The 24599-nt window shown below is 34.8% G+C and carries 21 protein-coding genes; 20 read left to right on the forward strand and 1 reads right to left on the reverse strand.

The genetic code is table 11. The features are described from left to right. The 16 genes from SM124_RS09400 (at position 1) to hpf (ending at position 17482) form a co-directional block, all read left to right on the forward strand. Entirely contained in the window at positions 1–633 is a 633-nt protein-coding gene (locus SM124_RS09400; RefSeq protein WP_322446253.1) for an acetyltransferase, read from the forward strand. Beyond that, the gene (locus SM124_RS09405) at positions 630–1679 is read left to right on the forward strand and encodes a nucleotidyltransferase family protein (protein ID WP_322446254.1); all 1050 of its coding nucleotides are present in this window, start codon (positions 630–632) and stop codon (positions 1677–1679) included. Before SM124_RS09400 ends, SM124_RS09405 begins: the two co-directional genes overlap by 4 nt. Continuing rightward, a complete protein-coding gene (locus tag SM124_RS09410; protein ID WP_322446255.1) occupies positions 1676–2368 on the forward strand; it encodes an acylneuraminate cytidylyltransferase family protein in 693 nt (230 codons plus the stop codon). The genes SM124_RS09405 and SM124_RS09410 overlap by 4 nt, the downstream gene beginning before the upstream one ends. 274 nt (positions 2369–2642) lie before the next feature. Beyond that, positions 2643–4871 carry a glycosyltransferase family 4 protein gene (locus SM124_RS09415; RefSeq protein WP_322446256.1) on the forward strand — a complete coding sequence of 743 codons (2229 nt, stop codon included), beginning with the start codon at positions 2643–2645 and terminating at the stop codon, positions 4869–4871. A gap of 30 nt (positions 4872–4901) precedes the next feature. Then, complete coding sequence (locus SM124_RS09420) at positions 4902–6101, forward strand: ATP-grasp domain-containing protein (protein WP_322446257.1); 1200 nt, start codon at positions 4902–4904, stop codon at positions 6099–6101. Positions 6102–6118: 17 nt separating this feature from the next. Beyond that, positions 6119–7246 carry a Gfo/Idh/MocA family protein gene (locus SM124_RS09425; protein WP_322446258.1) on the forward strand — a complete coding sequence of 376 codons (1128 nt, stop codon included), beginning with the start codon at positions 6119–6121 and terminating at the stop codon, positions 7244–7246. Between the two features lie 28 nt (positions 7247–7274). Then, on the forward strand, positions 7275–8456 hold the full coding sequence (locus SM124_RS09430) for an FkbM family methyltransferase (protein ID WP_322446259.1): 1182 nt from the start codon (positions 7275–7277) through the stop codon (positions 8454–8456). Between the two features lie 83 nt (positions 8457–8539). Then, a complete protein-coding gene (gene rfbB / locus SM124_RS09435; RefSeq protein ID WP_322446260.1) occupies positions 8540–9559 on the forward strand; it encodes a dTDP-glucose 4,6-dehydratase in 1020 nt (339 codons plus the stop codon). Positions 9560–9577: 18 nt separating this feature from the next. Continuing rightward, positions 9578–10705: a dTDP-4-amino-4,6-dideoxygalactose transaminase gene (gene rffA / locus SM124_RS09440; protein ID WP_322446261.1), complete on the forward strand. Its 1128-nt coding sequence runs from the start codon at positions 9578–9580 to the stop codon at positions 10703–10705. Continuing rightward, on the forward strand, positions 10702–11571 hold the full coding sequence (rfbA, locus tag SM124_RS09445) for a glucose-1-phosphate thymidylyltransferase RfbA (protein WP_322446262.1): 870 nt from the start codon (positions 10702–10704) through the stop codon (positions 11569–11571). The genes rffA and rfbA overlap by 4 nt, the downstream gene beginning before the upstream one ends. 89 nt (positions 11572–11660) lie before the next feature. After that, positions 11661–12683, forward strand: coding sequence for a class I SAM-dependent methyltransferase (locus SM124_RS09450; RefSeq protein ID WP_322446263.1), 1023 nt, complete (start codon positions 11661–11663; stop codon positions 12681–12683). 848 nt (positions 12684–13531) lie between these two features. Then, entirely contained in the window at positions 13532–13915 is a 384-nt protein-coding gene (gene flaG / locus SM124_RS09455) for a flagellar protein FlaG (RefSeq protein WP_322446264.1), read from the forward strand. 15 nt (positions 13916–13930) lie between these two features. After that, complete coding sequence (locus SM124_RS09460) at positions 13931–15847, forward strand: flagellar hook-associated protein 2 (protein ID WP_322446265.1); 1917 nt, start codon at positions 13931–13933, stop codon at positions 15845–15847. Positions 15848–15911: 64 nt separating this feature from the next. Further along, entirely contained in the window at positions 15912–16313 is a 402-nt protein-coding gene (gene fliS / locus SM124_RS09465; protein ID WP_322446266.1) for a flagellar export chaperone FliS, read from the forward strand. Continuing rightward, on the forward strand, positions 16313–16663 hold the full coding sequence (gene fliT / locus SM124_RS09470) for a flagellar protein FliT (RefSeq protein WP_322446267.1): 351 nt from the start codon (positions 16313–16315) through the stop codon (positions 16661–16663). Before fliS ends, fliT begins: the two co-directional genes overlap by 1 nt. Positions 16664–16930: 267 nt before the next feature. After that, entirely contained in the window at positions 16931–17482 is a 552-nt protein-coding gene (hpf, locus tag SM124_RS09475) for a ribosome hibernation-promoting factor, HPF/YfiA family (protein WP_322446268.1), read from the forward strand. A gap of 49 nt (positions 17483–17531) precedes the next feature. Here the strand turns inward: hpf and SM124_RS09480 are convergent, their stop codons facing one another. Further along, positions 17532–18098 (reverse strand): Uma2 family endonuclease, encoded by a 567-nt coding sequence (locus tag SM124_RS09480; protein WP_322446269.1) that lies wholly within the window; start codon positions 18096–18098, stop codon positions 17532–17534. Positions 18099–18255: 157 nt separating this feature from the next. Between SM124_RS09480 and SM124_RS09485 the strand changes: the two genes are divergently transcribed. The 4 genes from SM124_RS09485 (at position 18256) to prfB (ending at position 24413) form a co-directional block, all read left to right on the forward strand. Then, entirely contained in the window at positions 18256–19098 is an 843-nt protein-coding gene (locus SM124_RS09485; RefSeq protein ID WP_322446270.1) for a DUF1028 domain-containing protein, read from the forward strand. 252 nt (positions 19099–19350) lie between these two features. Continuing rightward, positions 19351–20430 carry a YecA family protein gene (locus SM124_RS09490; protein WP_322446271.1) on the forward strand — a complete coding sequence of 360 codons (1080 nt, stop codon included), beginning with the start codon at positions 19351–19353 and terminating at the stop codon, positions 20428–20430. 244 nt (positions 20431–20674) lie between these two features. Further along, the gene (gene secA, locus SM124_RS09495) at positions 20675–23188 is read left to right on the forward strand and encodes a preprotein translocase subunit SecA (RefSeq protein WP_322446272.1); all 2514 of its coding nucleotides are present in this window, start codon (positions 20675–20677) and stop codon (positions 23186–23188) included. Positions 23189–23302: 114 nt separating this feature from the next. Next, positions 23303–24413, forward strand: a protein-coding gene (gene prfB, locus SM124_RS09500) for a peptide chain release factor 2 (protein WP_322446273.1) whose coding sequence is annotated in 2 segments (ribosomal slippage) — positions 23303–23374 and positions 23376–24413 — 1110 coding nt in all. Because the reading frame shifts where the segments join, the coding sequence is not laid out codon by codon here. Positions 24414–24599 lie beyond the last annotated feature (186 nt).

Below are 24599 nucleotides of genomic sequence, written 5' to 3' on the forward strand. Positions count from 1 at the left end.
ATGACTAATAAACCAGTTATAATAATTGGTAATGGTGGACATGCTAGGGTATTAAATGAAATTCTTTTTACTAAGGATATAAAAGTGTTAGGTTACACTGCGCCTGAGGAGGGGATAAATTACTATAATCTCCCCTATCTTGGTGATGATTCTACCATATGTACATATTCTCAAGACTCAGTATTGTTAGTCAATGGAATTGGATCTGTCTCAGACACAAGCCTTAGAGCTAAACTTTTCAATGAGTTTAAGTCTCAAGGCTATTTTTTTTTATCTTTAATCCATTCCTCAGCAATAATTTCAAGTTTGGCAGAATTAGGTGAAGGGGTCCAAATTTTGGCAGGAGTTGTCATTCAACCATTTGCAAAAATTGACGATAATACAATTATAAATACTTCTTCGGTTATTGAACATGATTGTACAGTAGGGAAGCATTGTCATATTGCACCTGGCTCGGTTCTATCCGGAAATGCATACATTGCACAAGGCTCTCATATTGGTACAGGCTCTATAATTATCCAAAACATTAAGATAGGGAATAATTCTTTAGTTGGTGCAGGTTCTTTAGTTATAAAAGATGTATTGGATAATAAAGTAGTCTACGGAATTCCTGCTAAGGAAGTGAAGAAATGAAAGGCTTAGAAGAGATATTAGTTTCAGCTGATACAAAGATTATTGAAACAATGAAAAATATAGACCAAACAGGTAATCAAATAGCACTAGTAGTCGATAATCATCTCAGGCTGTTAGGAACAGTGACTGATGGGGATATTCGTAGAGGTATTCTTAATGGTTTTGATCTTGAAGAACCGATAATAAATATTATGAATGGCAAACCAATTGTTATAAAGCAGGGTATATCAAAACAAGAAATAAGAAGATTATTTCAAAGGAAACAGCTACGCCAAATTCCGGTTGTTGATAATGAAAATCGTGTAACTGATATCATTTTTTCAGATGCTTTATTAGATAATTCAACCTTAGATAATTGGGTAGTTTTAATGGCAGGGGGGCTAGGTACACGATTGCGACCATTAACAGACACAATCCCTAAGCCAATGTTAGCAGTTGGAACTAAACCTATTATACAAACTATATTAGAAAGCTTTGTTGAACTTGGATTTCACCAATTTTACTTCTCTGTAAATTATAAAAAGGAGCTAATAAAAGAACACTTTGGAAATGGGGTTAAATGGGGAGTAAGTATTAACTATATTGATGAAGTGCAAAGGCTAGGTACGGCTGGAGCTTTATCACTTCTCAGAAGTAAACCTACTCAACCTCTAATAGTGATGAATGGGGATATATTAACAAAAGTTAACTTTCACCAACTATTAGATTTTCATGAGACGAATAATGCTGCTGCTACGATGTGTGTTATAGAGTACAATTATCAGGTTCCCTATGGAGTAGTAAGAACAGATGGTATTACGCTTTGCTCAATTGAAGAAAAACCAATAGAAAAATACTTTGTTAATGCTGGCATTTATGTCTTAAATCCCGAGATACTAGATTTAATCCCGGAAGGTGTGTTTTATGATATGCCAACTTTATTTGCAGAATTAGTTGAAAAGAATTTAAAAACATTGGTATTTCCGATTCGTGAATATTGGATGGATATCGGAAGGATAAATGATTTTGAAAGGGCAAATAATGAATTTTCGGAGGTTTTTAAGTGATAAATGAAAAAAAAGTACTAGCTGTCATACCTGCTCGTGGTGGTTCAAAAGGCGTACCGAAGAAGAATATTAAATTACTTAATAGTAAACCATTAATTGCTTGGACAATTGAAGAGGCTAGAAGATCACAATATATTGATAAGTTAATAGTTTCCTCAGATGATGACGAGATTATTAGAATTTCAGAGGAATGGGGCGCGGAAGCCCCATTTAAGAGACCTCTAGAACTCGCACAAGATAAAACACCTGGTATGTCCCCTGTCTTGCATGCCATAGAAAAATTACCTGGTTATGACTATATCGTTTTATTACAGCCTACATCCCCCCTAAGGTTATGTCAGGACATTGATGGAGCTATTGAGCTACTTGAATTAAGCGGTGTGGACTCTTGTGTTTCCGTTACTGAAACGTCTATCCCCCCTCAATGGCTGTATAGCATCGATAAAGAGGGATTTATGGAATCTATTTTTAATTCCATAGACTTTCCATTTCAGCGGCAAGCTGGACAAGCATTTTATGAATTAAATGGAGCAGTTTATGTAGCAACTATGAAATCAATTTTAACATATAAGAAATTTTTACAAGAGAAAACAATACCTTTTGTCATGCCAAAAAATAGGTCTGTAGATATTGATAACTTGGAAGATTTCCACTATTGTGAGTTTTTGTTAAAAAGACACAAATGCTAATTCAGGTCAATTAAAACTATTGTTTTAACTTGATAGATAAATCTATACCACATAATTTAAGGTCTCTATATTTTAGTGCGCTTAGATAAACGCTTAGATAAATTTCAATTATGGGAGAAACATGTGATATTTTAAAATTATTTCTTTACAAGAAGTTAATGGTCTTCTTAAACCAACCGGTTATCTTTTCGAGACTAACTTAATGAAATTTTGTTACTTGGTTTAACAAACATAAATGGTGGAAATCTCAAAACAAAGTTGTTAGGGGAATTTTATGAAATTTTTAATAAATTTATTTTCAACAGACCTTAATCAGCAAGATTTTGTTAGTTTATCTGAGCCTTTCGATAGTGAAGGTTATTCAATTTATAATTTTCAATTCTCTAGTGAAGAATACAGTATAGATTTATTGGATACTTTAATTAATTATCTTAGCTTTGAACATAATATCTCACCTTATGAGACTAAAATAGTATTACAGTCCAATATAAATAATTTATTAATAGCATGGTATCGTATATATAATGATATAATTGATGACTTTATACTTATTGATAATTCTGTTACATCTATTGAGTTGAAAAACCCAATTGAACAAATATTTATTGATCAACTATCTGCCTTTGCGGCAATTGAAGATGAAAGCTGTCATACTCGATTGTATTATCGAAATAGTAGCTTACTGTCTCCACAAATTCTAAAACCATTTATGGAGGCTTATCAATATGACTTATTAAAGCCCTTTAATGAGCACTCAGTACACTCTGTTGTTCACAAGAAAAGGGAAAAAAAAGAATATAAAATTAAACAATATAGTTACCTCAGAAGCACAACATTAGAAGATAAAAGTAAAATAATTGATTTAACAAGACAAAGAACATTTCAAAAAAATATTCTAATAGATGAGATAAATGAGGCTTCTGGCTTCTACCTGGTATTTCAGTATATTCTTAGTTTACAGATAGCAGACGATCAAAAGGCTAGAGCAGTCCATATGTTTCAACAAAGAATGAACACTGAACAGAAAAAGCTTGTAACAGAGTATATCAAAGATTATTTAGAAGAAAGAGTAAATATTCTACCTTTTAAAGAGGTTATTAATTATTATTCTTTCCTAGTCATGCTTGGCACGGATAAGACAATTATCAAACAAATGTTAGAATATATTAAAAATGATGATAAACACTTCGACGATCATTATGCTCCCTTTACTAATGTATTGTTTTATGTTACTAATGCAAGCCAAAAAGAGTATGAAACTTATTTTCTAGATCGAATAGATATAATGCGTCAGTTAAAGTCTTATTATAAAGAAAAATTAAAAATACAAATGCCAAAAAGTGAAGATAATCATTTAGTTATTGTATGTGGTCAGTTGCTCAGTTACAATCATGCTCCGACAAAAGTGACAATTGATTATGCTAATAACTTAATTAAATATTATCCAAATCTTAAAATTAAAATTGTAGTAGAGGATATGTTTAACTATTCACCAAATGAATTATTTTTTGTATATCCTTTTTGTTCAGTAGATTCAAAATCTTTAAATGGGTTGCATAAAGAGTTGCTCGATCCGTCTATTGAGATACACTATTCAAATTGCCGACTTTCTCGTATTCATCGTCTTCAGGAAGATATAAATGCCATTAAAGATTTTAAACCACAGTGGATATTTAAAATTGGAGCTCCAGATAGTCTAGCTGTGGATCTGTTGTTTGACTATTACCCGATTACAAGTCTTTCAATGGGTGGTGCTGAGTATTCTGAATGGGTTGATGTAGCTCTTGCAGGTTATACTAAGGATAGTATTTTATTAGAATTGAAGGAGAAAGGGCTTGAATTTCTAAGGTATCATTATTCCCAGTATATCCCAGGTTTAGAGTTTGCAAAATCTAAAAATAAGGTCAGTAGGTCAGAGTTTTCATTTGGTACAACAGATTTTGTGATTGTAACAGTGGGTAATCGGTTAGAAATTGATATGGACCAAACTTTTATCATGGAAATGAGAACCATTCTCTTAAAAAATAAGCAAGTAAAATGGCTAATAATTGGACTTGAGGAACATTCATTAGTGCATAATGCATTCGGTGTATTAAATAAGCAGGTAAGCTTTCTGAAATATGCTAATGATTTAGCGGCAGTTTACACTATTTGTGATCTTTATGCTAATCCTTTTAGAAAAGGAGGAGGATTTAGTGTAGCGATGGCTATTGATGCAGGAATACCTGTGGCTAATCTTGAAGGACCAAACGATGCAAATGGATTCGTGCCGAAAGGTAAAGCATTACGTCGTTCCGAATACTTTAATTATATACAAAGGTTAATCAATGATAATGAGTATTACAAAAATGAACAAGCGTGTTTTAAAGGAACAATAGAAAAAAGGTTTGGTTTTAAAAACGCTACGAAACGTGTTATGGATTTATTACATAAATCAGAGGAAATAGCATTAAAGAGGTATCATTCTAAGGGTGGTAATGTGAAGACGAGTATAAGTCTATAAAAAAGAATTACTTTAGAAAGGTATGAGGTAGTGGGACAAAAAAAGAAAAAATTACTCATCGTAGGTGGGGGCTATGCAGATATACCATTGATACAGTCAGCAAAAAAGTTAGGCTTTTACGTAATAACGACAGGTAATAGGCCTGAAGATTTGGGACATAGATATTCAGACGAATATAGAAACGTGGACTTCTCTGATTGTGAAGCTATCTATACATTAGCTAAAAATTTAGATGTTTCTGCCATTTGCCCATCCTGTAACGATTTTGCAGCCCTTTCCGCTACATATAGTGCAGAAAAATTAGGGATACCAGGACATGATACATATCAAACCTCCAAAATCCTACATCATAAAGATGAGTTTAGGAGATTCGCTATGGCTAATAATATCCCTAGTCCAAAAGCTATAGGTTTTGATAATATAAAACTTGCTCTTGAATATTCTGACCTACCGACTTTTCCAGTTATTGTTAAGCCGATAGATCTAACAGGAGGTAAGGGCATTTCAGTTGTTAATAGAAAAGATGAATTAATAGAAGCTGTTGAAAAGGCATTCGCTGTCTCAAAAAATAAAAGAATTGTAATTGAGGAATTTATTAGTGGAAGTAGACATGGTTTTTCAGCTTTTTTATATAAGGGGAAAGTAGGCTTTTATTTTTCGGACAATGAGCATTATTACTTAAATCCTTATATGGTATCTGCTACATCAACTCCAATAATACCATCAAGGCGTGTAGATGAGAAATTAATTAATATCACAGAAAGAATCGCTTCTCTATTGTCACTGACGGACGGTATATTTCATGTTCAGTATATATTAAAAGACAATGAGCCAATAATAATTGAAATATGTCGAAGACCTCCAGGTGATTTATATATAAAGTTTGTGGAGTACGCTACAAAAGTTGACTATTCTACTTGGATTGTAAAGGCTTTCACAGGGGATGACTGTGGAGAGATTGAGCATTCGGATACACAGGGTTTTTTTACGAGACATTGTATAATGAGCTCTAAACCTGGGAGAATTAAAGATATTTCTTTTGATCAGTCGATTCAAAAAAACATTATCAATAAATTTACGTGGTATAAAAAAGGTGACATAATTGAAAACGTAATGATAAATAAATTCGGTATTGTATTCCTTGAATTTGAGAAACATGAGGAAATGATGGATAAAACAAATAATTTAAATGAATTAATTAGAGTTGAAGTAGATTTGGAAAATAAATAAGAATTTGGGGATGAAAAATGGAAAAGTTAAGATTAGGATTTATTGGAGGGGGGATAAATTCTGCTGTTGGAAATACACACAGAATTGCATCCCAGATGGATAATCGGTGGTGTCTAGAATCAGGATGTTTTAGTCAAAACGATTTCATTAATAAAGATACGGCTAAAGAATATGGGATTGCTAATAATCGTATTTACAGTAATTGGAGAGAGTTTTTGGAAAATGAGAGAAATAGGCTTGATGCTGTATGTATTTTAACTCCCACGAATATTCACTCAGAAATGGTTATTGAAGCTTTAGACTTAGGATATGCGGTAATATGCGAAAAATCATTAGCTTCAACTTATCAACAGGTTAAAAGAATTAGAGATGTAGCTTTGAAAAACAAATCTTTTCTTGCGGTAACTTATAATTATACAGGATACCCTATGTTAAGAGAGTTACGGAGTATGATAAGTGAGGGTATGTTGGGTAGAATAAATCAAGTTAATATTGAAATGCCACAGGAAGGTTTTCTACGCCTAAATAAATATGGACAGGTACAACAACCACAAAATTGGCGTTTGATAGATGAAAAAATACCTACTATTTCCCTGGATTTAGGGGTGCATCTACATAACATTATATACTTCCTTACAGGAGAGAAACCGCAAGAAGTTGTAGCTGATCAAGATACTTTTGGTCATTTTGATGATGTAATAGACAATGTTATGTGTTTAGCTCGCTACACTGGGGGACTGAGGAGTCAGATTTGGTTCAGCAAGGCTTCATTAGGAAATAGAAATGGACTGAAGATAAGGGTTTACGGTCAAAAAGGAAGTGCAGAATGGTTTCAAATGGAACCAGAAAAATTGAAATTCAACAATATTCAAGGTGAAACGAAAATACTAGATCGATCAAATTCTACCTATATTGACGAATCGAGATACAATAGATTTAAGGTAGGGCATCCAGCAGGATTTATAGAAGCTTTTGCAAATCATTATTATGATATTGCAGATTGTTTGATTGAGTATAAAGAACGAGGAAGTTACATTTCCCCTTTTGTATTTAACGAAAATATTGCATTAGAAGGATTGAAAATGATGGAGGCTATATCACAATCATCAGTGGATCGTACGTGGATAAATATCCCTGCTGAATAGTTAATATATCTTTTAAGGAGCTTTTAATATGAAAAAAATTGAAAGATTGTTAGATCAGTATGAGCAAGGTACAATGGATTACAGTAAATCAAAATTAAAAAATATAGACAATAATAAACAAATAATTCTATTTGGAGCAGGGGGACTTGGGAAAAACCTTTATAAAGTTTTAAAGGAAAGTGACATAGAAGTGGTATGTTTCATGGACACGGTACAGTGTGCTGACCATGATAGTGAAAAGCGCGTTACTATAGATAAGTACGAAGTATCCATAGTACATCCTGAAAATAATTTATTAAAAGAGTACTTTAATACTAGCTATGTTATTTTATCCGCATTATTCTCATTAAAGGATCAAAGTAGAATTAAAAATGAATTATCTTCTATAGGATTTAAAAATATTTTTTCGTTGACTGAGATCAACTTTAGTAATAATGAATTGTTTTACAAGCTTTTTAATGTTTCTTACAAAGCTAATAATTCAATAGAAGTTAATAGAGATAGAATACTTGAGGCGTACGCTTTATTAGAAGATGAAAAAGATAAAAACCTATATGTCCAACACATTAGAGCACATCTCATTAAAGATTTTAGTGAGAACGAAGAACCTGATGACTTAAGCTTACAATATTTAGCCCATGATATACCAATAAACCTAGACTACAGCAGTTTTATAGATTGTGGAGGGTACGATGGAGATACCATCCGAAATTTATTATTAAATGGTAAGGTAATAAATAATTTGGCAGTATTCGAACCTCAAATAGATCTATACAATAAGATAACAGAGTACGTTACAAAAAATGAAAAGCAATTTAATGCGGTTAGTATATATCCTTGTGGTGTTCATTCGAGCACTGACAAATTTCGATTCACAATATCTGAATCGGTTCCTGCCTCTTCCGGAATTGATGTTGAGGGCAAAGACATTATTCAATGTGTTGCTATCGATCACGCACTTCATGGCTTTAATCCTACTTTTATTAAGATGGATATTGAAGGTGCGGAAATTGAAGCTCTTAAGGGAGCCAGGAACACAATTATCAGAAGTCGCCCACAATTGGCTATCTGTGTTTACCATTCACTCTCGCACATTTGGGAGATACCACTGTTAATTAAAAGTTATTATGAGGGATATCGATTCTATCTAAGGAACTATAATTTTATGGGATTAGAAACTGTGTTATATGCAGTTCCAGTGGTCGAATAAGCATTCATTTTTTAATAAATCTACCTATAAAAAGAGTATAATTATTTAATTCTATTGTTATTAACTGGAAGGTAGTAGGTATTATGAGTATATTAGTTACTGGTGGACTGGGTTTTATAGGATTAAATTTTATAAAAGAAATTTTAAGACAAAATTTCAATATTATTAACCTTGATTTGCAAACTTATGCTGCAAATATTAATTACATCAATGAGCTAAAGGAATTAAAAAACTTAATACTATTAAAAGGAAATATATGTGATTTGACTTTACTTGAAAAGATTTTTAAAGAGAATAATATACAAGGAGTTATTCACTTTGCTGCAGAAACGCACGTAGATAATTCAATTTCAGGTCCTTCAGCATTCATTGAGACAAACATTACCGGGACTTTTAATCTACTAGAGGCTGCACGTACACATTGGATGAATAGCCCCTTTAATTACAAGGATGGATATGAGAACAGACGATTTTTACACATTTCAACTGATGAGGTTTATGGATCACTAGGGGAAAGTGGTTACTTTACAGAAGAATCTTCCTATGCTCCTAACAGTCCGTATAGTGCCAGCAAAGCTTCTTCTGACATGCTTGTTAGAAGTTATCATCACACATATGGATTGAATACCATTATTACAAATTGTTCTAACAACTTTGGTCCATATCAACATGATGAAAAATTGATTCCAACTGTGATCCGTGCTGCTCTAAATCTCCAACTTATCCCGGTATATGGGGATGGGAGCAATGTACGAGATTGGTTATATGTTGGGGATCATTGCAATGCTTTGAAGGTTATCTTTGAAGAAGCAAAACCAGGATCTCATTATAATATTGGCGGAAATAATGAGAAAAGTAATCTTGAAATAGTAGAAATAATATGTAATTTGCTTGATATTCTGATTCCTTCCTCAAAGTTAACATCATATAAGGAATTAATTACATTTGTAAAAGATCGCCCAGGTCATGATCAACGTTATGCGATTGACGCTTCCAAACTAAAAAGGGAATTAGGTTGGAAGCCTTCAGATAATTTTGAGGTAAATTTAATGAAGACGATTCGATGGTATATCAATAAATATGGATTTACACCGGTGTGTTAGCCAGAAAGGATAATAATAATGATACCTTTTAATATCCCTCTTCATGTTGAGAAAGAGTTTACCTATTTACAACAGGTGATAAGGAATAAAAAGGTTTCTGGGGATGGAGAGTTTACAAAGCGGTGCCATAGATGGTTGGAAACAAAATTTCATGTTAAAAAAGTGTTATTGACAACCTCATGTACACATGCCCTAGAAATGGCAGCAATACTCTTAAATATACAAGAAGATGATGAAGTGATTATGCCTTCATATACTTTTGTTTCTACGGCTAATGCCTTTGTTTTACGTGGGGCAAAAATAGTATTTGTAGATATTCGCCCAGACACAATGAATATTGATGAGAATAAAATTGAAGCTGCTATTACAGAACGGACAAAAGTAATTGTACCTGTTCATTACGCGGGAGTTGCCTGTGAAATGGACACGATATTAGAAATAGCAGAAAGGTATAAACTATATGTCGTTGAGGATGCTGCTCAAGGTGTAATGAGTACATATAAAGGCAAAGCACTTGGTACAATAGGTCACTTAGGAACTTACAGTTTTCACGAGACTAAAAATTATTCGTGTGGTGAAGGTGGCGCCATATTAATTAATGATAGTAGGTTTAATGAAAGAGCAGAAATAATTCGAGAAAAGGGAACTGACAGATCAAAATTTTTCCGAGGTGAAGTTGACAAATATACCTGGGTTAATGTAGGTTCCTCCTATTTACCGTCTGAATTAAACTCTGCAGTGCTTTTAGCCCAACTAGAGCAGGCAAATGAGGTGAATGCTCATCGTAATCGGTTATGGGGGAAGTACTATGAACTTTTAGTTGGCTTAAAAATTGGCTTGCCGCATATCCCTAATGGCTGTGTACATAACTCTCATATGTTTTATATCAAAACTGCTGACATTGATGAAAGAACAAGACTGATTGATTATTTAAGACGTCACGGGATCCACTCTGTTTTCCATTACTCACCATTGCATTCTTCGGAAGCTGGAAAAACATATAGCAGATTCTCTGGTATTGATGAAATTACCACAAAAGAAAGTGAGAGACTAGTTCGATTACCATTATATTATTCTTTATCTATACATGATGTCGAACGCATTTGTAAATTAATTCGCTGTTTTTATAAGGGAGAGACTACATGAAGGGAATTATCTTAGCTGGTGGAAGTGGGTCAAGGTTATATCCATTAACACGAGTAATGTCCAAGCAACTTCTACCTGTTTATAACAAGCCTATGATTTATTATCCCCTTTCCGTATTAATGCTAGCAGGAATCCGAGATATATTAATTATTTCAACATCAACTGATATTGAAAGATATCAACAGTTGTTTAAGGATGGTTCTCATCTTGGCTTACGATTGGAATATAAGGTACAGGTAGAACCAAAGGGATTAGCTGAGGCCTTTCTAATTGGCGAATCTTTTATCGATGACAGTCCTGTAGCTTTAATATTAGGTGATAATATTTTTTACGGACATGGATTGACTAGTATGGTAGAGTCAGCAGCAAAGTCAGGAGATGGAGCTACTGTTTTTGCTTATGCGGTTAAAGATCCTTCCCGTTTTGGTATCGTTGAAGTGGACCAAGATGGAAAAGCACTCTCATTGGAAGAGAAACCACTGAATCCTAAATCCAATCTTGCTGTAACAGGTCTGTATTTTTATGATAATACGGTTGTTGAAATTGCAAAACAATTAAAACCTTCTGAACGTAATGAACTAGAAATTACTGATTTGAATAAAGTGTATTTACAAAATGAAAACTTACAAGTGAAATTATTGGGGCGAGGGTATGCTTGGTTAGATGCTGGTACACATGAATCATTGTTACAAGCTTCAACTTTTATAGAAGCAGTTGAAAATAGGCAAAGTCTGATGGTAGGTTGTATTGAAGAAATTGCTTGGAGAAAAGGATATATTACTGAAAATGAGCTTATTTCTTTATCGTTAGACTATAAGAACAGTCAATATGGGGATTATTTGAAAAAGGTTGTTAATACCTTGTAACTATAGGAAAAGGATCATTATAGCAATTGAGATTTTAATAGCCTCAAAACGAAGTGGCATATTAAAATTACAATATAGGAGGAGTTTTTTTGTATTTAACACTTGGCTCAGATAATTTTAATAATGTTCTTGCAGAAGAGTCAGAATGTATAGGTTTTATTAAGATGGATTCAAAAATAATAAACCAAAGAGGTTATGGAGTAAATGAAATACCTCATGAATGTAATAAAATTGTAATAGAACATTCGATAGATTTTATGAATTATTTTCTTTTCTATCAGCATAATATTGATATTCTCAGTAAGTATGAAGTTACTATAAGTAATCTAAATGCACCTGGTATTGAGACCCCTTTTTGGACTCTTTTTTCAGATTATAACCGTATTGCAGAATTGACTCAAGGTTATTTAACTCTCGGAGATGTATCGGGAATAATTACGCTAGTACTTGAAGGAATTAATAGGAATAAATTAGAAAATATTAGAGCACTTGAAATTGGAAGCTGGACGGGCTTTTCAAGTTATTTTATCTCTAAAACGATAAACACTTATTCTGTAAATAACAAATTAACATGTGTGGATACTTGGGGGGATGTTTCCGGTTCGGCTCCTAGGGGAAGTTACGCAGATTATGTCGATGTATTACATTTATTTCGTTCGGTATCTAAGGGATTGAATACCAGCAATTTAATTAGATCTATGGCAATGACAAGCTTTGAAGCGCTAAACGTTTTACGTGATGATATTTATAATTTTATATTTATTGATGGAGATCATCGATATCAAGCTACCTACTATGAAATTCTATATAGTATATTAAAAGCAAAAATTGGAGCAGTAATTTTCGGACATGATTATCGTCATTATAATAATGCTTTGTTAAAGCCTGATAAGGAAATTATCGAACTAAATAAGAATGAACACATTACATATATAGATGGAAGAGAGTTTGAAATGGGTGTAATTGCGGCTGTAGATGAAATATTTGAAGGCAATGCAAAGTTAGTGACACATTCTAGTGTTTGGTATAAGGAGATCACTCAAGAAGACAAAGACAGAGCTAAGTTCTTAATCAGTCAATTGGAGAATGATCCTATAAAGCAAATCGGATAAGCACAATTAATGTAGATATTGCTACTGGGATGGCTTGTTGATAAAACCACTATCATCATAGGGCAAAGATTTCGTCTCTTTGAAGTATAGGAGCGAAACAATAATTAATGTCATGAGATTTACTAGTATCTCAGTTCAATCTCAATCTGTTTTAAATCTTTTAAAATGATGATTAGCAACCAATTCAAACTTGGTTGCTTTTTTGTGTGCCGGGCATGTTCACTAGATAGGCGTTGAAAGTAAGCTATGGGCGTTGGAATAAGGAACGATTAGTCGAAGACAAAGGTGTCCATGTAACGCGGAATCTGAGGGATGCCCTAGGAAATCATTGGTCTGAGGTATACGAATCACATTGGAGGTTCTTATTTCAGGGGGAGGTTGCAAAACAAAACGAAATCCTAAAAACCCCGGATGGAGTAAGATTAATGTAGTAGATAGATGAGGAGAAAGCGAGTGAACTTACCCCAGGATGTCTCTTGAATAACCCGATGGGAACCTATTTAGCGATATATATAGCTGAATAAAGAGAAGTCAGCAGAAGTCATAGTACTAAACCAAGGTTTGAGAAGGGCGGAACGAAAGGAGCGACCATGTTAAAGTCAGTGATAAGGAAAAACAGCCAACGAAAGCTATATAGGAAAAGATGGTGTGGAAAGCCGGAGATTCTATATAATACAAGTTTCACATTCATTACTAGCCCAAGCCTATGTTCAACCTCAACGGTTTTAAATCTATTAAAATAATATTCAGCATCAATTCAAATTTGGTTGCTATTTTTCTATCTAGCATTTAAAAACGATCTTTAAATGCCGATATAAACTTTAGGATAATAATAGGGAGTTGTTCATATGAAGATTAATAGTTTGGCTTCCTCTACAAGTTCTATTGAAAATACTACTGATTATTCAAAAAAACAAGTGCAGGAAAGTACAATTATCGAACAACAACAAGAAATACACCAAGAACAGAAAAAGTTGGAACTAGAAGAAAAGCGTACAAAAGGCTTGTCTAAAGAAGAGGCGGAACACATTGTTAATGGTATTAATGAATTTTTACAACCGAAATATACCAATCTTAGCTTCAAACTTCATGACAAACTAGATAAATTCTACGTTGAAGTGGTTGATCAGGAGACGAAGAAGGTTATTCGAGAAATACCAGATAGAGAATTGTTAGATGTGTATGCAAAAATGACTGAGTTCTTAGGGTTATTTATTGATAAAAAATTATAGTAAGGAGGAGGAAATTTGAATAGTATTCGATTTTCAGGATTAGCAAGTGGACTTGATACACAATCCATAGTTGATTCCATGATGAAGGCAGAAAGATTGCCACTCGACCGAATTAAGCAGAAAAAGCAAGTAGTAGAATGGCAGCGCGATAACTATCGAGACATGAATAAGTTATTAAAAGAATTTGACACTTTTATCTTTGATAACATTTATAAACAATCCAAAATGTTAAAAAGAACTGTAACTTCATCTAATACAGAGTTTGTTACAGCTACCGCTTCTGCTGAAGCAGGTAATGTTTCATATAGTATTAGCAATGTTACACTTGCAACTGCTGCGAGAAGACAAAGTAGTACTGGAATTTCAAAAGTAGAGGGAACACCGCCGTCACCAGTTAAGATTGATTCAACGAAAAGTTTATGGTCTCAGAAAAATAATTTTGCATCATTACAACAGGATCCACCAGTCTTAATTCCTTGGAAACAGACTGAGGTTATTACAAATAACTTCTCCTCTCCGACAAATGGGGCTAATGAATTTCAATTAACAAAAGGTGCAGTTTCAGATATTACCTTCCCTATTGCAATAAAAAATGGCGCGACAGAAGTTAAAGCTTACCAAAGTACTGATGTTATTATAGGCGAGATCCCTACTACTCGTGCAGCAGGAAAAGTATATATAGATGATAGTTCAGGAAAAATTGTTTTTGGGGATATAATTGAAGAAGGACATACATTTGAAGTCAAATTCAAGCACAATTATATTGATTTTGAAGTGAAGACATATAATGAGGCTGGTCAGTCACAGTATAAAAATTTCTCTATTGATGGATCGACCTCTTTAATTAATATGTTCTCTACTATTAATCGATCCAACGCTGGTATAAATATCTTTTATGATAGTAGTTCTGATAAAGTTGTAGCTAATAGAACTGACACAGGAAACTTTAATACAACTGGCGATGGTAGTGAGATTAATTTTGTTAATGTAACACGTGATGCTAATGGAGCTATTACATCAGAAACAAATAATTCATTCTTTACTAGTGTCTTAAGATTGTCAGCAGATGTTCCTGGTACAGGAACAGATGCTAGATTTACTATAAATGGATTAGAAACTACCCGAAAGTCCAATACGTTTACTATGAATGATGTTACTTTTACATTAAAGAAGAATTCTACAGGTTCAGAAATTTCAACCATCAATATTAAAAGTGACACAGATGAAATTGTAAAAAATATAAAAGACTTCTTTGATAAGTATAATGAGTTAGTGGGAAAAATTAACGGCAAGATTAAGGAAGAACGCTTTACTACCTTTACTCCATTAACTGATGAACAAAGAGCTGGAATGAAAGAAAAAGAAATAGAACAATGGGAAGAAAAAGCTAAGAGTGGCCTTTTAAGACGTGATTCCTTACTTACTAGTGGACTTTCAAAGTTGCGTATGGATATGTACGCAGAGGTTACTGCAAATGCTACTACCAGAACAAATAGTAAATATAATCAACTTACTGAACTTGGTATTAAAACAACGAAGGATTATTTAGATGGCGGAAAACTTGAGATTGATGAGGAAAAATTAAAAGCGGCACTTGAAGCTGATCCCGAAGCAGTCTACCAGCTATTTATGGCAGATGGACCTAATTATCAGCAACAAGGTTTGGCACGTCGACTACGTTCTTCAATATCTGATACGATGAAGAAGATAGAAGAAAAGGCAGGAAATTCCTTTAAAACTGACCATGGTTACTCCATGGGTAAAGATTTGCTAAGAATGAAAAGTAGTATTGATAGTTTTGAAGACCGCTTAAGAAATAAAGAAAAGCGCTACTGGGAACAATACACTTCCATGGAAAAAGCTATGCAAAAAATGAATGATCAATCTTCCCAGCTTATGGCACAACTTGGATCCATGATGGGATCTAAATAACTCAACCCATGATTAACTAACATCAAGAATACTAAAAATTTAAATTAAGAAGGGTGAGTAATGAATGAGTGTAAATCAACCATATCAAGCATATAAACAGAATTCTGTTAATACCGCATCACCAGGTGAACTAACTCTTTTGTTATATAACGGTTGTTTAAAGTTTATAAAGCTAGCTAAAAAAGCTATTGATGAAAGAAACATCGAACAGAGAAATGTAAATTTAGTAAAAGCTCAAGATGTTGTTCAAGAGCTTATGCTTACTTTAAATATGGACGTTGAAATTTCAAAAAGTATGTTACAAATGTATGATTATATTCATCATAGATTAATAGATGCAAATACAAAAAATAGTTTAGAGATTCTTGATGAAGTAGAGGGCTATGTTACTGAATTCCGTAACACTTGGAAAGAGGTTATTCAGCTTTCTAAGAAAAACCAACATGTTGAAAGTGGTCAAGCCTAGTGAATGAACTAGTTTCCTTTATTCAAAAAACAAAAGAACTTGAGGCGCATCTTAATAAAGCTTTTCCTATAGAGGGAAGAGAAACGTATATTGAGGAAGTTTTTAAATTGTTAGAAGAGCGACAAGTAATTTTGAATCAACTTCCTGATTTGTCAAAGGTACTTGAAGAGAGGGTTAAGGAAGATTTAATTCAGCTAGAAAGCAGAATTAGCACTTTGTTAGCTGAGAAAATGACATTTGTTAAGGATGATCTTAGGATCCTACAACAAAGAAAAAACACAAATAATCAATATGAAAACCCATATGGAAACATTTCAGCAGATGGAATGTTCCTGGATAAAAAGAAGTAATAAATTAATCCGACCTACTTAGCTGAAGGTCGTTTTTTTTTTTTTTTAGAAGTAGGAAATAAGTGATATTCACCAATTCGACAATCTTTTCAAACTTTTTCACTGTTTTTGAAGGAGTTTTATAGGGTAAAATAGAAGTATAATACATAGTCTTAATAAAGGGTGTTTTTAACAAAAAATAACATCCTTTCACTATTAAGACTTTGGGCATACTTTTATAGGTATTTCTATAAAAGAGCCGAATTGTAATGAAGGAGGAGTTCGTTTATGAAGTACAACGTTCGTGGTGAAAACATTGAGGTAACTCCAGCAATCAGAGAGTATGTAGAGAAGAAGATTGCTAAGTTGGAAAGATATTTTACTGAAACTCCTGATGCTAATGTACATGTAAATTTAAAAGTGTATAATGACAAACAAGCGAAAGTGGAAGTGACAATTCCGATGCCGCATTTAGTGTTACGTGCTGAGGAGACTCATCATGACATGTATGCTGCAATCGATTTAATCACTGATAAATTAGAACGACAAATTCGTAAACATAAAACTAAAGTTAACCGTAAGTTCCGTGAAAAAGGAAATGTGAATGCATTCTTTGCTACTTTTGAAGATCAAGGTGCTGTAGCGGTTGAAGAAGATACTGATTTAGAAGTAGTTCGCCAAAAGAGCTTTGACTTAAAGCCAATGGATAGCGAAGAGGCGATTCTTCAAATGAACCTATTAGGACATAATTTCTACGTGTTCATGAATGCTGAATCTAACCGTACTAACGTGGTTTATAAGCGTAAAGATGGACGCTATGGATTAATTGAGGCACAATAATAATTAGATTCTAACCCGTAATCTTTTGATTACGGGTTTACTTATGCTCTTATTCTTTATTAAATACCAATAATCGGCTAAATATAGTTTCTAAATCTATTTTAATACATGAGAATAATTCAGATTGAATGGTATCTTTGTTCCCGTAGGTATGAGCAAGTAGGTATTTATTATCAGTTAGTACAAACTGGTCTACATATAGATGAGTAGGGTCAGCTATCCAATATTCTTTCACACCAAATCTTTCATAGACTGCTTTTTTTCGTATTTTATCGTTATTACTGGTACTTGGTGAGAGAATTTCAATAATAATATCTGGAGCACCCATGATTTTTTTCTCAGTAACAATGTGAAGATTTTCGTTGGTGATATAAATGATATCTGGTTGACATTCATTTTCCTTATCAAACATTACATCAATTGGGGAGGTAAGGACTAGCCCATCTGGTGCACATGTATCTTCAAATTTTTTACACAGGTACATTACTAATTGTTGATGTCTAATTGTAGGAGCTGCTTGCATGTCATACCTAACTCCCTCAATCAGTTCGAACCGTTCCTCTTTAAATTCATAAGAACCTTGTTTTTCCTTTACGTTAGGTTTCTTAGAAGACATTTATATCAACCTCCTTCATTATCCTACATAAATTATACAACTTCTAAAATCATTTTTCCTCTTGTCTAAAAACAAACATTTTCCATAAAAAATAAGAAGGATTATTTTATTCGAACCTCGAAATAATAGAAAACTATTATTCTTGGGAGGAATACAAATGACTTTCTCAATCGTAGGCTACTGTCCAAAGGAAAAAGAATGGGGCATAGCAGTTCAATCTAAATTTCTAGGTGTTGGTGCGGTTGTTCCATTTGCAAAGGCAGGAGTAGGAGCTGTTGCTACACAATCATATGCCAACACAGCGTATGGTCCGCAAGCTTTAGAACTGTTTGCACAAGGAAAATCGGCACAAGATGTTATTGAATTAATTACTAAGGACGACCCTGATAGAGAGCTAAGACAAGTAGGAATCATTGATGCGAATGGAAATGCAGCTACTTTTACGGGTGAGAAGTGCTATGATTGGGCTGGTGGAATTGCTGGTGAGCATTTTGCGGCTCAAGGAAATATTTTAGTAGATGAGAGAACGGTTCAGGCAATGGCTCAGACGTTCAAAAATACTGAAGGTACATTAGCTGAACGATTGTTAGCCGCACTTGATGCAGGTCAAGATGCTGGTGGAGATAGCCGTGGTCAGCAATCAGCAGCTCTTTTAGTAGTAAAAGAGAAAGGTGGTTACGCGGGCTTTAATGACCGCTATATTGATCTTCGTGTCGATGATCATCCTCAACCGATTAAGGAACTGATTCGTATCTATCACCTTCAACAACTATACTTTGCGCCTCCCAAACAAGAGCGAATTGCAGCGATTGAAGGGGAACTAAAGGAAGAATTAGTAACTCATTTAAAAAGATTAAACTATCTTAAAGAAAACAACTCAGAAGAGTCTCTATATGAAGCATTAACAACATACATTCACACAGAAAACTTTGAAGCTCGTGAGCTAGAGAAGGGTAAAATTGACTTAGATATTTTGGATTACATGAAGAAGCAAGGTTAACAAGAAAGTAGCTGCCTCTAGTAGGTAGCTACTTTTTTGTGTTTGACTTAACATCTGTATAATTTATAATATGAAATTGTGAACAGGCTAGAGTCAACTAAAATACTTTTATCCAAATCTCTACTAAATAAGACAAATAGTGAGAACAGAAACTGACAAATTTCTAGCAAAAATACTTATATAATAGGGCAATACAATTTAATAGGGCTAGTTCTAGTATTTATAAAGCAGTAAAAGAAAGTAGGTTTTAAAATGGCAATAAAGCAAAAAAGAAATGAACCCTGCCTATGCGGTAGCGGAAAAAAGTATAAAAAATGTTGTGGAGCCAATGAGTCGGTCTCTATTACTTCCATATTAGAGAATGAAATCATGGATCTACAAGGGGATATCATTAGATATGGATTAGATGAATATGACTTTGAAATCGACGCTGATTTCGATTATGTATTCGGAGATCCAGAAAACATCGAAGAACCCTTAATGGAATTTTTAGTTCTCACGCATACCATTTGGTTTAGCATCTTTAAACCTCTTAATGACGGCGAAACCATTTTACAAAAGTATATAAAACAAAGAGGAAAAATGATTCAGCGTCCGATGCTTAGGGAGATTTTAAACTCTTGGACGGAAGCGAAACCAATTGTAGGGAAAATTATTTCTTACTCCGCGCAGGAAATGGTTGTTCAGGATAGTCTAACAGGGGACACTGAAATTGTTAAAGTATTAGACAACAGTGAGGAACCAATTAGTAATTTCTTATTCGGAATCTTGGTACCTTTCAACGACGAGCAAGTCTTCTTCCCTGATTTCTTTGATTTTGATTTGAGTGCAAACTCAGACAATATTGAAATGTATTTTAAACAAACGTTTGATGAATCTCCATATGAAGATCCGAAAGAATTTTTAAAGGAGCAGCTGCTTCTGTCTATCTTTAACTTACAATATGAGGCTTTAGAGGTGTCAGCGAACGATCTGGATTGGGAAAATCCCATGCACTCAAAGGTTGCATTAAAGTTTGAGGAAGTTATGAATGAATTAAATGCACCAGAAGAGTTTATTAGTGCAGGAATTATCCTCTGGCACCAATTCTGTGTTCGTAAACCAAAGCGAATTGTGAAGGCAGATTTATATGTTGCTGCAACGGAATATGTTGTGATGTCTATTAATCCATTTATAGAAATCACAATGAAAGAAATTGCAACTAGATATGAAATCTCAGAGTCTAGCCTGAAAAAAATCGTGAGTGAGATGAAAGATGAGCTAGCTGAACCATTGAGGGATTTAGAATATGCAATGGTTAAGGAATATGCAGAAACTAGCGGTATCCTGTAGTAGTTCAATATTTGTTTCTACCTTTAAGCTGGCCCCTTTTGCCAGCTTTTTCTGTCGAATCCAGCACATTTTCTCTGCAAGTTGTCACTCTATAGCGGAAGTGGTAATATTAGTAGGGAATACATCGAATATTTTAAAAAGGATTCTGCGTAAAAAAGGCGAATCTTTTTTTCATAGTGATATTAATAACAGTGTTCTTTTTACTAACTAAAAGAGCGATTTCATATACAAGGGAGCGTTTTGGATGCTTGGAATTTTAAATAAAGTCTTTGACCCGAATAAACGCGAGTTGAAAAAATTAACGAGACTTAGTGAGCAGATTGATGCTCTTGCTTCAAAAATGGAAGCTTTAAGTGATGACGAGCTTCGCGGGAAAACCGAAGAATTTAAAGCACGTTACCAAAAAGGTGAAACATTAGATGATCTTTTAGTAGAGGCATTTGCGGTTGTTCGTGAGGGAGCAAAGCGCGTTCTTGGTTTGTATCCATATCCAGTTCAGTTAATGGGGGGAGCGACTCTTCATGACGGAAACATCGCGGAGATGAAAACAGGGGAAGGGAAAACATTAACTTCGACGATGCCTGTTTATTTAAACGCGCTTTCTGGAAAAGGTGTTCACGTTGTTACGGTCAATGAATACTTAGCAAGTCGTGACGCGACTGAAATGGGTCAGCTTTATACTTTCCTAGGTTTAACAGTTGGTTTGAATACGAATGGTTTATCAAAAGAAGAAAAGCAAGCTGCTTACGCATGCGATATTACGTATAGCACGAACAATGAGCTAGGCTTTGACTACCTTCGTGATAACATGGTGCTTTATAAAGAGCAAAAGGTACAACGTCCTCTTTTTTATGCTGTAATTGATGAGGTTGACTCCATTTTAATCGACGAAGCACGTACTCCGTTAATTATTTCTGGTACGGCTCAGAAATCAACCGTCCTATATATCCAAGCAAATGCATTTGTACGTACGATGAAAAAAGATGAAGATTTTACGTACGATGAAAAAACAAAAGGTGTTCAGTTAACAGAAGAAGGGATTACGAAAGCGGAAAAAGCCTTCGGAATCGAAAACCTTTTTGATATTAGTCATGTTTCATTAAATCATCATATTAATCAAGCGTTAAAAGCACATGTAAGTATGCATAAAGATGTTGATTATGTGGTCCAAGAAGAAGAGATTGTGATTGTTGACCAATTTACTGGTCGTCTAATGAAAGGTCGTCGTTATAGTGACGGACTTCACCAAGCGATTGAAGCAAAAGAAGGTCTTGAAGTTCAAAACGAAAGTATGACTCTTGCGACGATTACGTTCCAAAACTACTTCCGTATGTATGAAAAGCTTTCAGGTATGACGGGTACAGCGAAAACAGAAGAAGAGGAGTTCCGCAACATCTACAATATGAATGTTGTTGTGATTCCAACAAACAGAGACATTGTTCGTGATGACCGTCCGGATTTAATTTATGCTTCCATGGACGGGAAGTTCCGTGCTGTTTGTGAAGATATTGCTGAACGTCATCAACAAGGCCAACCAGTTCTTGTTGGTACAGTTGCGATTGAAACTTCCGAGTTAATTTCTAGATACTTAACGAAAAAAGGCATCAAGCATAATGTTTTAAATGCGAAAAACCATGAGCGTGAAGCGGAAATTATCGCGGAAGCGGGTCATAGAGGTGCGGTAACAATCGCTACCAACATGGCAGGTCGTGGTACGGACATTAAGCTTGGCGAAGGTGTTAAGGAGATTGGCGGATTAGCAGTAATCGGTACAGAGCGTCATGAATCTCGTCGTATTGATAACCAGCTACGTGGACGTTCTGGTCGTCAAGGAGACCCAGGGGTAACTCAATTCTATCTTTCAATGGAAGATGAGTTAATGCGCCGCTTCGGTTCTGACAATATGAAAGCGATGATGACTCGTCTAGGTATGGACGATTCTCAGCCAATCCAAAGTAAAATGGTATCAAGAGCAGTTGAATCAGCGCAAAAACGCGTTGAGGGTAATAACTTTGATGCTCGTAAGCAACTATTATCTTACGACGACGTTCTTCGTCAACAACGTGAGATCCTATATACTCAACGTAACGAAGTATTGGAATCAGAAAACCTTCGTGAAATCGTTGAAAAAATGATTATGACTTCTCTAAGCCGAAATGTAGGGGCATTTACACCTGGTCATGAAGATCCGGAAAACTGGAACCTACAAGGTTTAATTGATTATGTGAATGGTAATCTTCTACATGAAGGTGACATCACTGTAAACGATATCCGAGGTAAAGAGTCAGATGAGATTACTGATTTAATCTTTGCTAAGATTAAAGAACGATACAATGAAAAAGAAGAGCAGCTTTCTGAAGAGCAAATGCGCGAATTTGAAAAGGTTGTTGTTCTACGTGCCGTTGACTCTAAGTGGATTGACCATATCGATGCAATGGATCAGCTTCGTCAAGGGATTCACCTACGCGCATACGGTCAAACCGATCCGTTACGTGAATACAACCATGAAGGCTTCGCAATGTTTGAGCACATGATTGCTTCTATTGAAGAAGATGTAGCTAAATACGTGATGAAAGCGGAAATCCGCAACAACCTAGAGCGTGAAGAGGTAGCTAAAGGCCAAGCGGTGAATCCGAAAGAAGACGGCGAAAAGGTTAAGAAAAAACCTGTCGTGAAGCAGCTTGATGTGGGCCGTAACAACCCATGTATTTGTGGAAGCGGCAAGAAATATAAAAACTGCTGTGGGCAGATTGGATAATTTGCATCATTTTTAAAATAAGGAGGGCCAGTAGAGTTGTTTTTATACTGCTTTGCTGACTCTCCTTTTCTGGCTAAACTATTTTTATAAAAATAAACATAGAGGTGAAGAACATTGGAATTAGCAGAAATTCGTAATGAACTTGAAAAAACAGCTAAGAAATTAGCAGACTTTAGGGGGTCTCTTTGACTTAGATAACAAAGAGGCTCGTATCGCACAGCTTGAAGACGAAATGCTTCATCCGAACTTCTGGGATAACCAACAAGCTGCACAAGTGGTCATTTCAGAATCGAATGCATTGAAAGATCAAGTACACGTATTTCATGAGATGTACGAGACATATGAAAATCTAGAGTTAACCTACGAGCTTGTAAGAGAAGAAGATGACCAAGAACTAAGAGAAGAGTTAGTTAGTGAACTAAAGGAACTGACTAGCCGTCTTGCTGATTTTGAACTTCAACTACTATTAAGCGAACCTTATGATAAAAATAATGCCATCCTTGAGCTTCACCCAGGTGCTGGTGGAACGGAGTCACAAGACTGGGGCTCTATGCTGCTACGTATGTATACACGCTGGGCAGAGAAGCGTGGCTTTAAGGTTGAAACACTCGATTACCTTCCTGGTGATGAAGCGGGAATTAAGAGTGTAACTTTAGCGATTAAGGGCCATAACGCATACGGTTACTTGAAGGCTGAAAAAGGAGTACACCGCCTTGTAAGGATCTCTCCATTTGATTCTTCAGGCCGTCGTCATACGTCGTTCGTTTCTTGTGAGGTTATGCCGGAATTCAACGATGAAATTGAAATCGATATCCGTACGGAAGATTTAAAAATTGATACTTACCGCGCGAGTGGAGCCGGTGGGCAGCATATCAATACAACGGACTCAGCCGTTCGTATTACCCACTTACCAACAAACGTAGTGGTGAGCTGTCAAACGGAGCGTTCACAGATCAAAAACCGTGAGCAAGCCATGAAAATGCTAAAAGCAAAACTTTATCAAAAGAAAATTGAAGAAAAAGAAGAGCAACTAGCAGAGATTCGCGGAGAGCAAAAGGAAATCGGCTGGGGAAGCCAAATTCGCTCTTACGTTTTCCACCCATATTCCATGGTAAAAGACCACCGTACGAGTACGGAGGTTGGAAACGTTCAAGCGGTTATGGACGGAGATTTGGATAATTTCATTAATGCATACTTGCGTTCTAAGCTTAGTTTAGAGCAGTAAACTAAGGATCTTATCATTTGTGATTAACAGGTTCTCTTTAAGGGGACAAAATAAAATATAGCATATAAATACTTACACCTACTAGCAGAGTTATAGTAGGTGTTTTTTATAGATCTAAAGTAATTTGAAGAAAAATGTTCACACCATTTTTTTATAAGCGTGTTATAATCTATGAAAAAAAGGAGT

This window comes from Robertmurraya mangrovi (assembly GCF_034427655.1).
Lineage (GTDB): Bacteria > Bacillota > Bacilli > Bacillales > Cytobacillaceae > Robertmurraya_A > Robertmurraya_A mangrovi.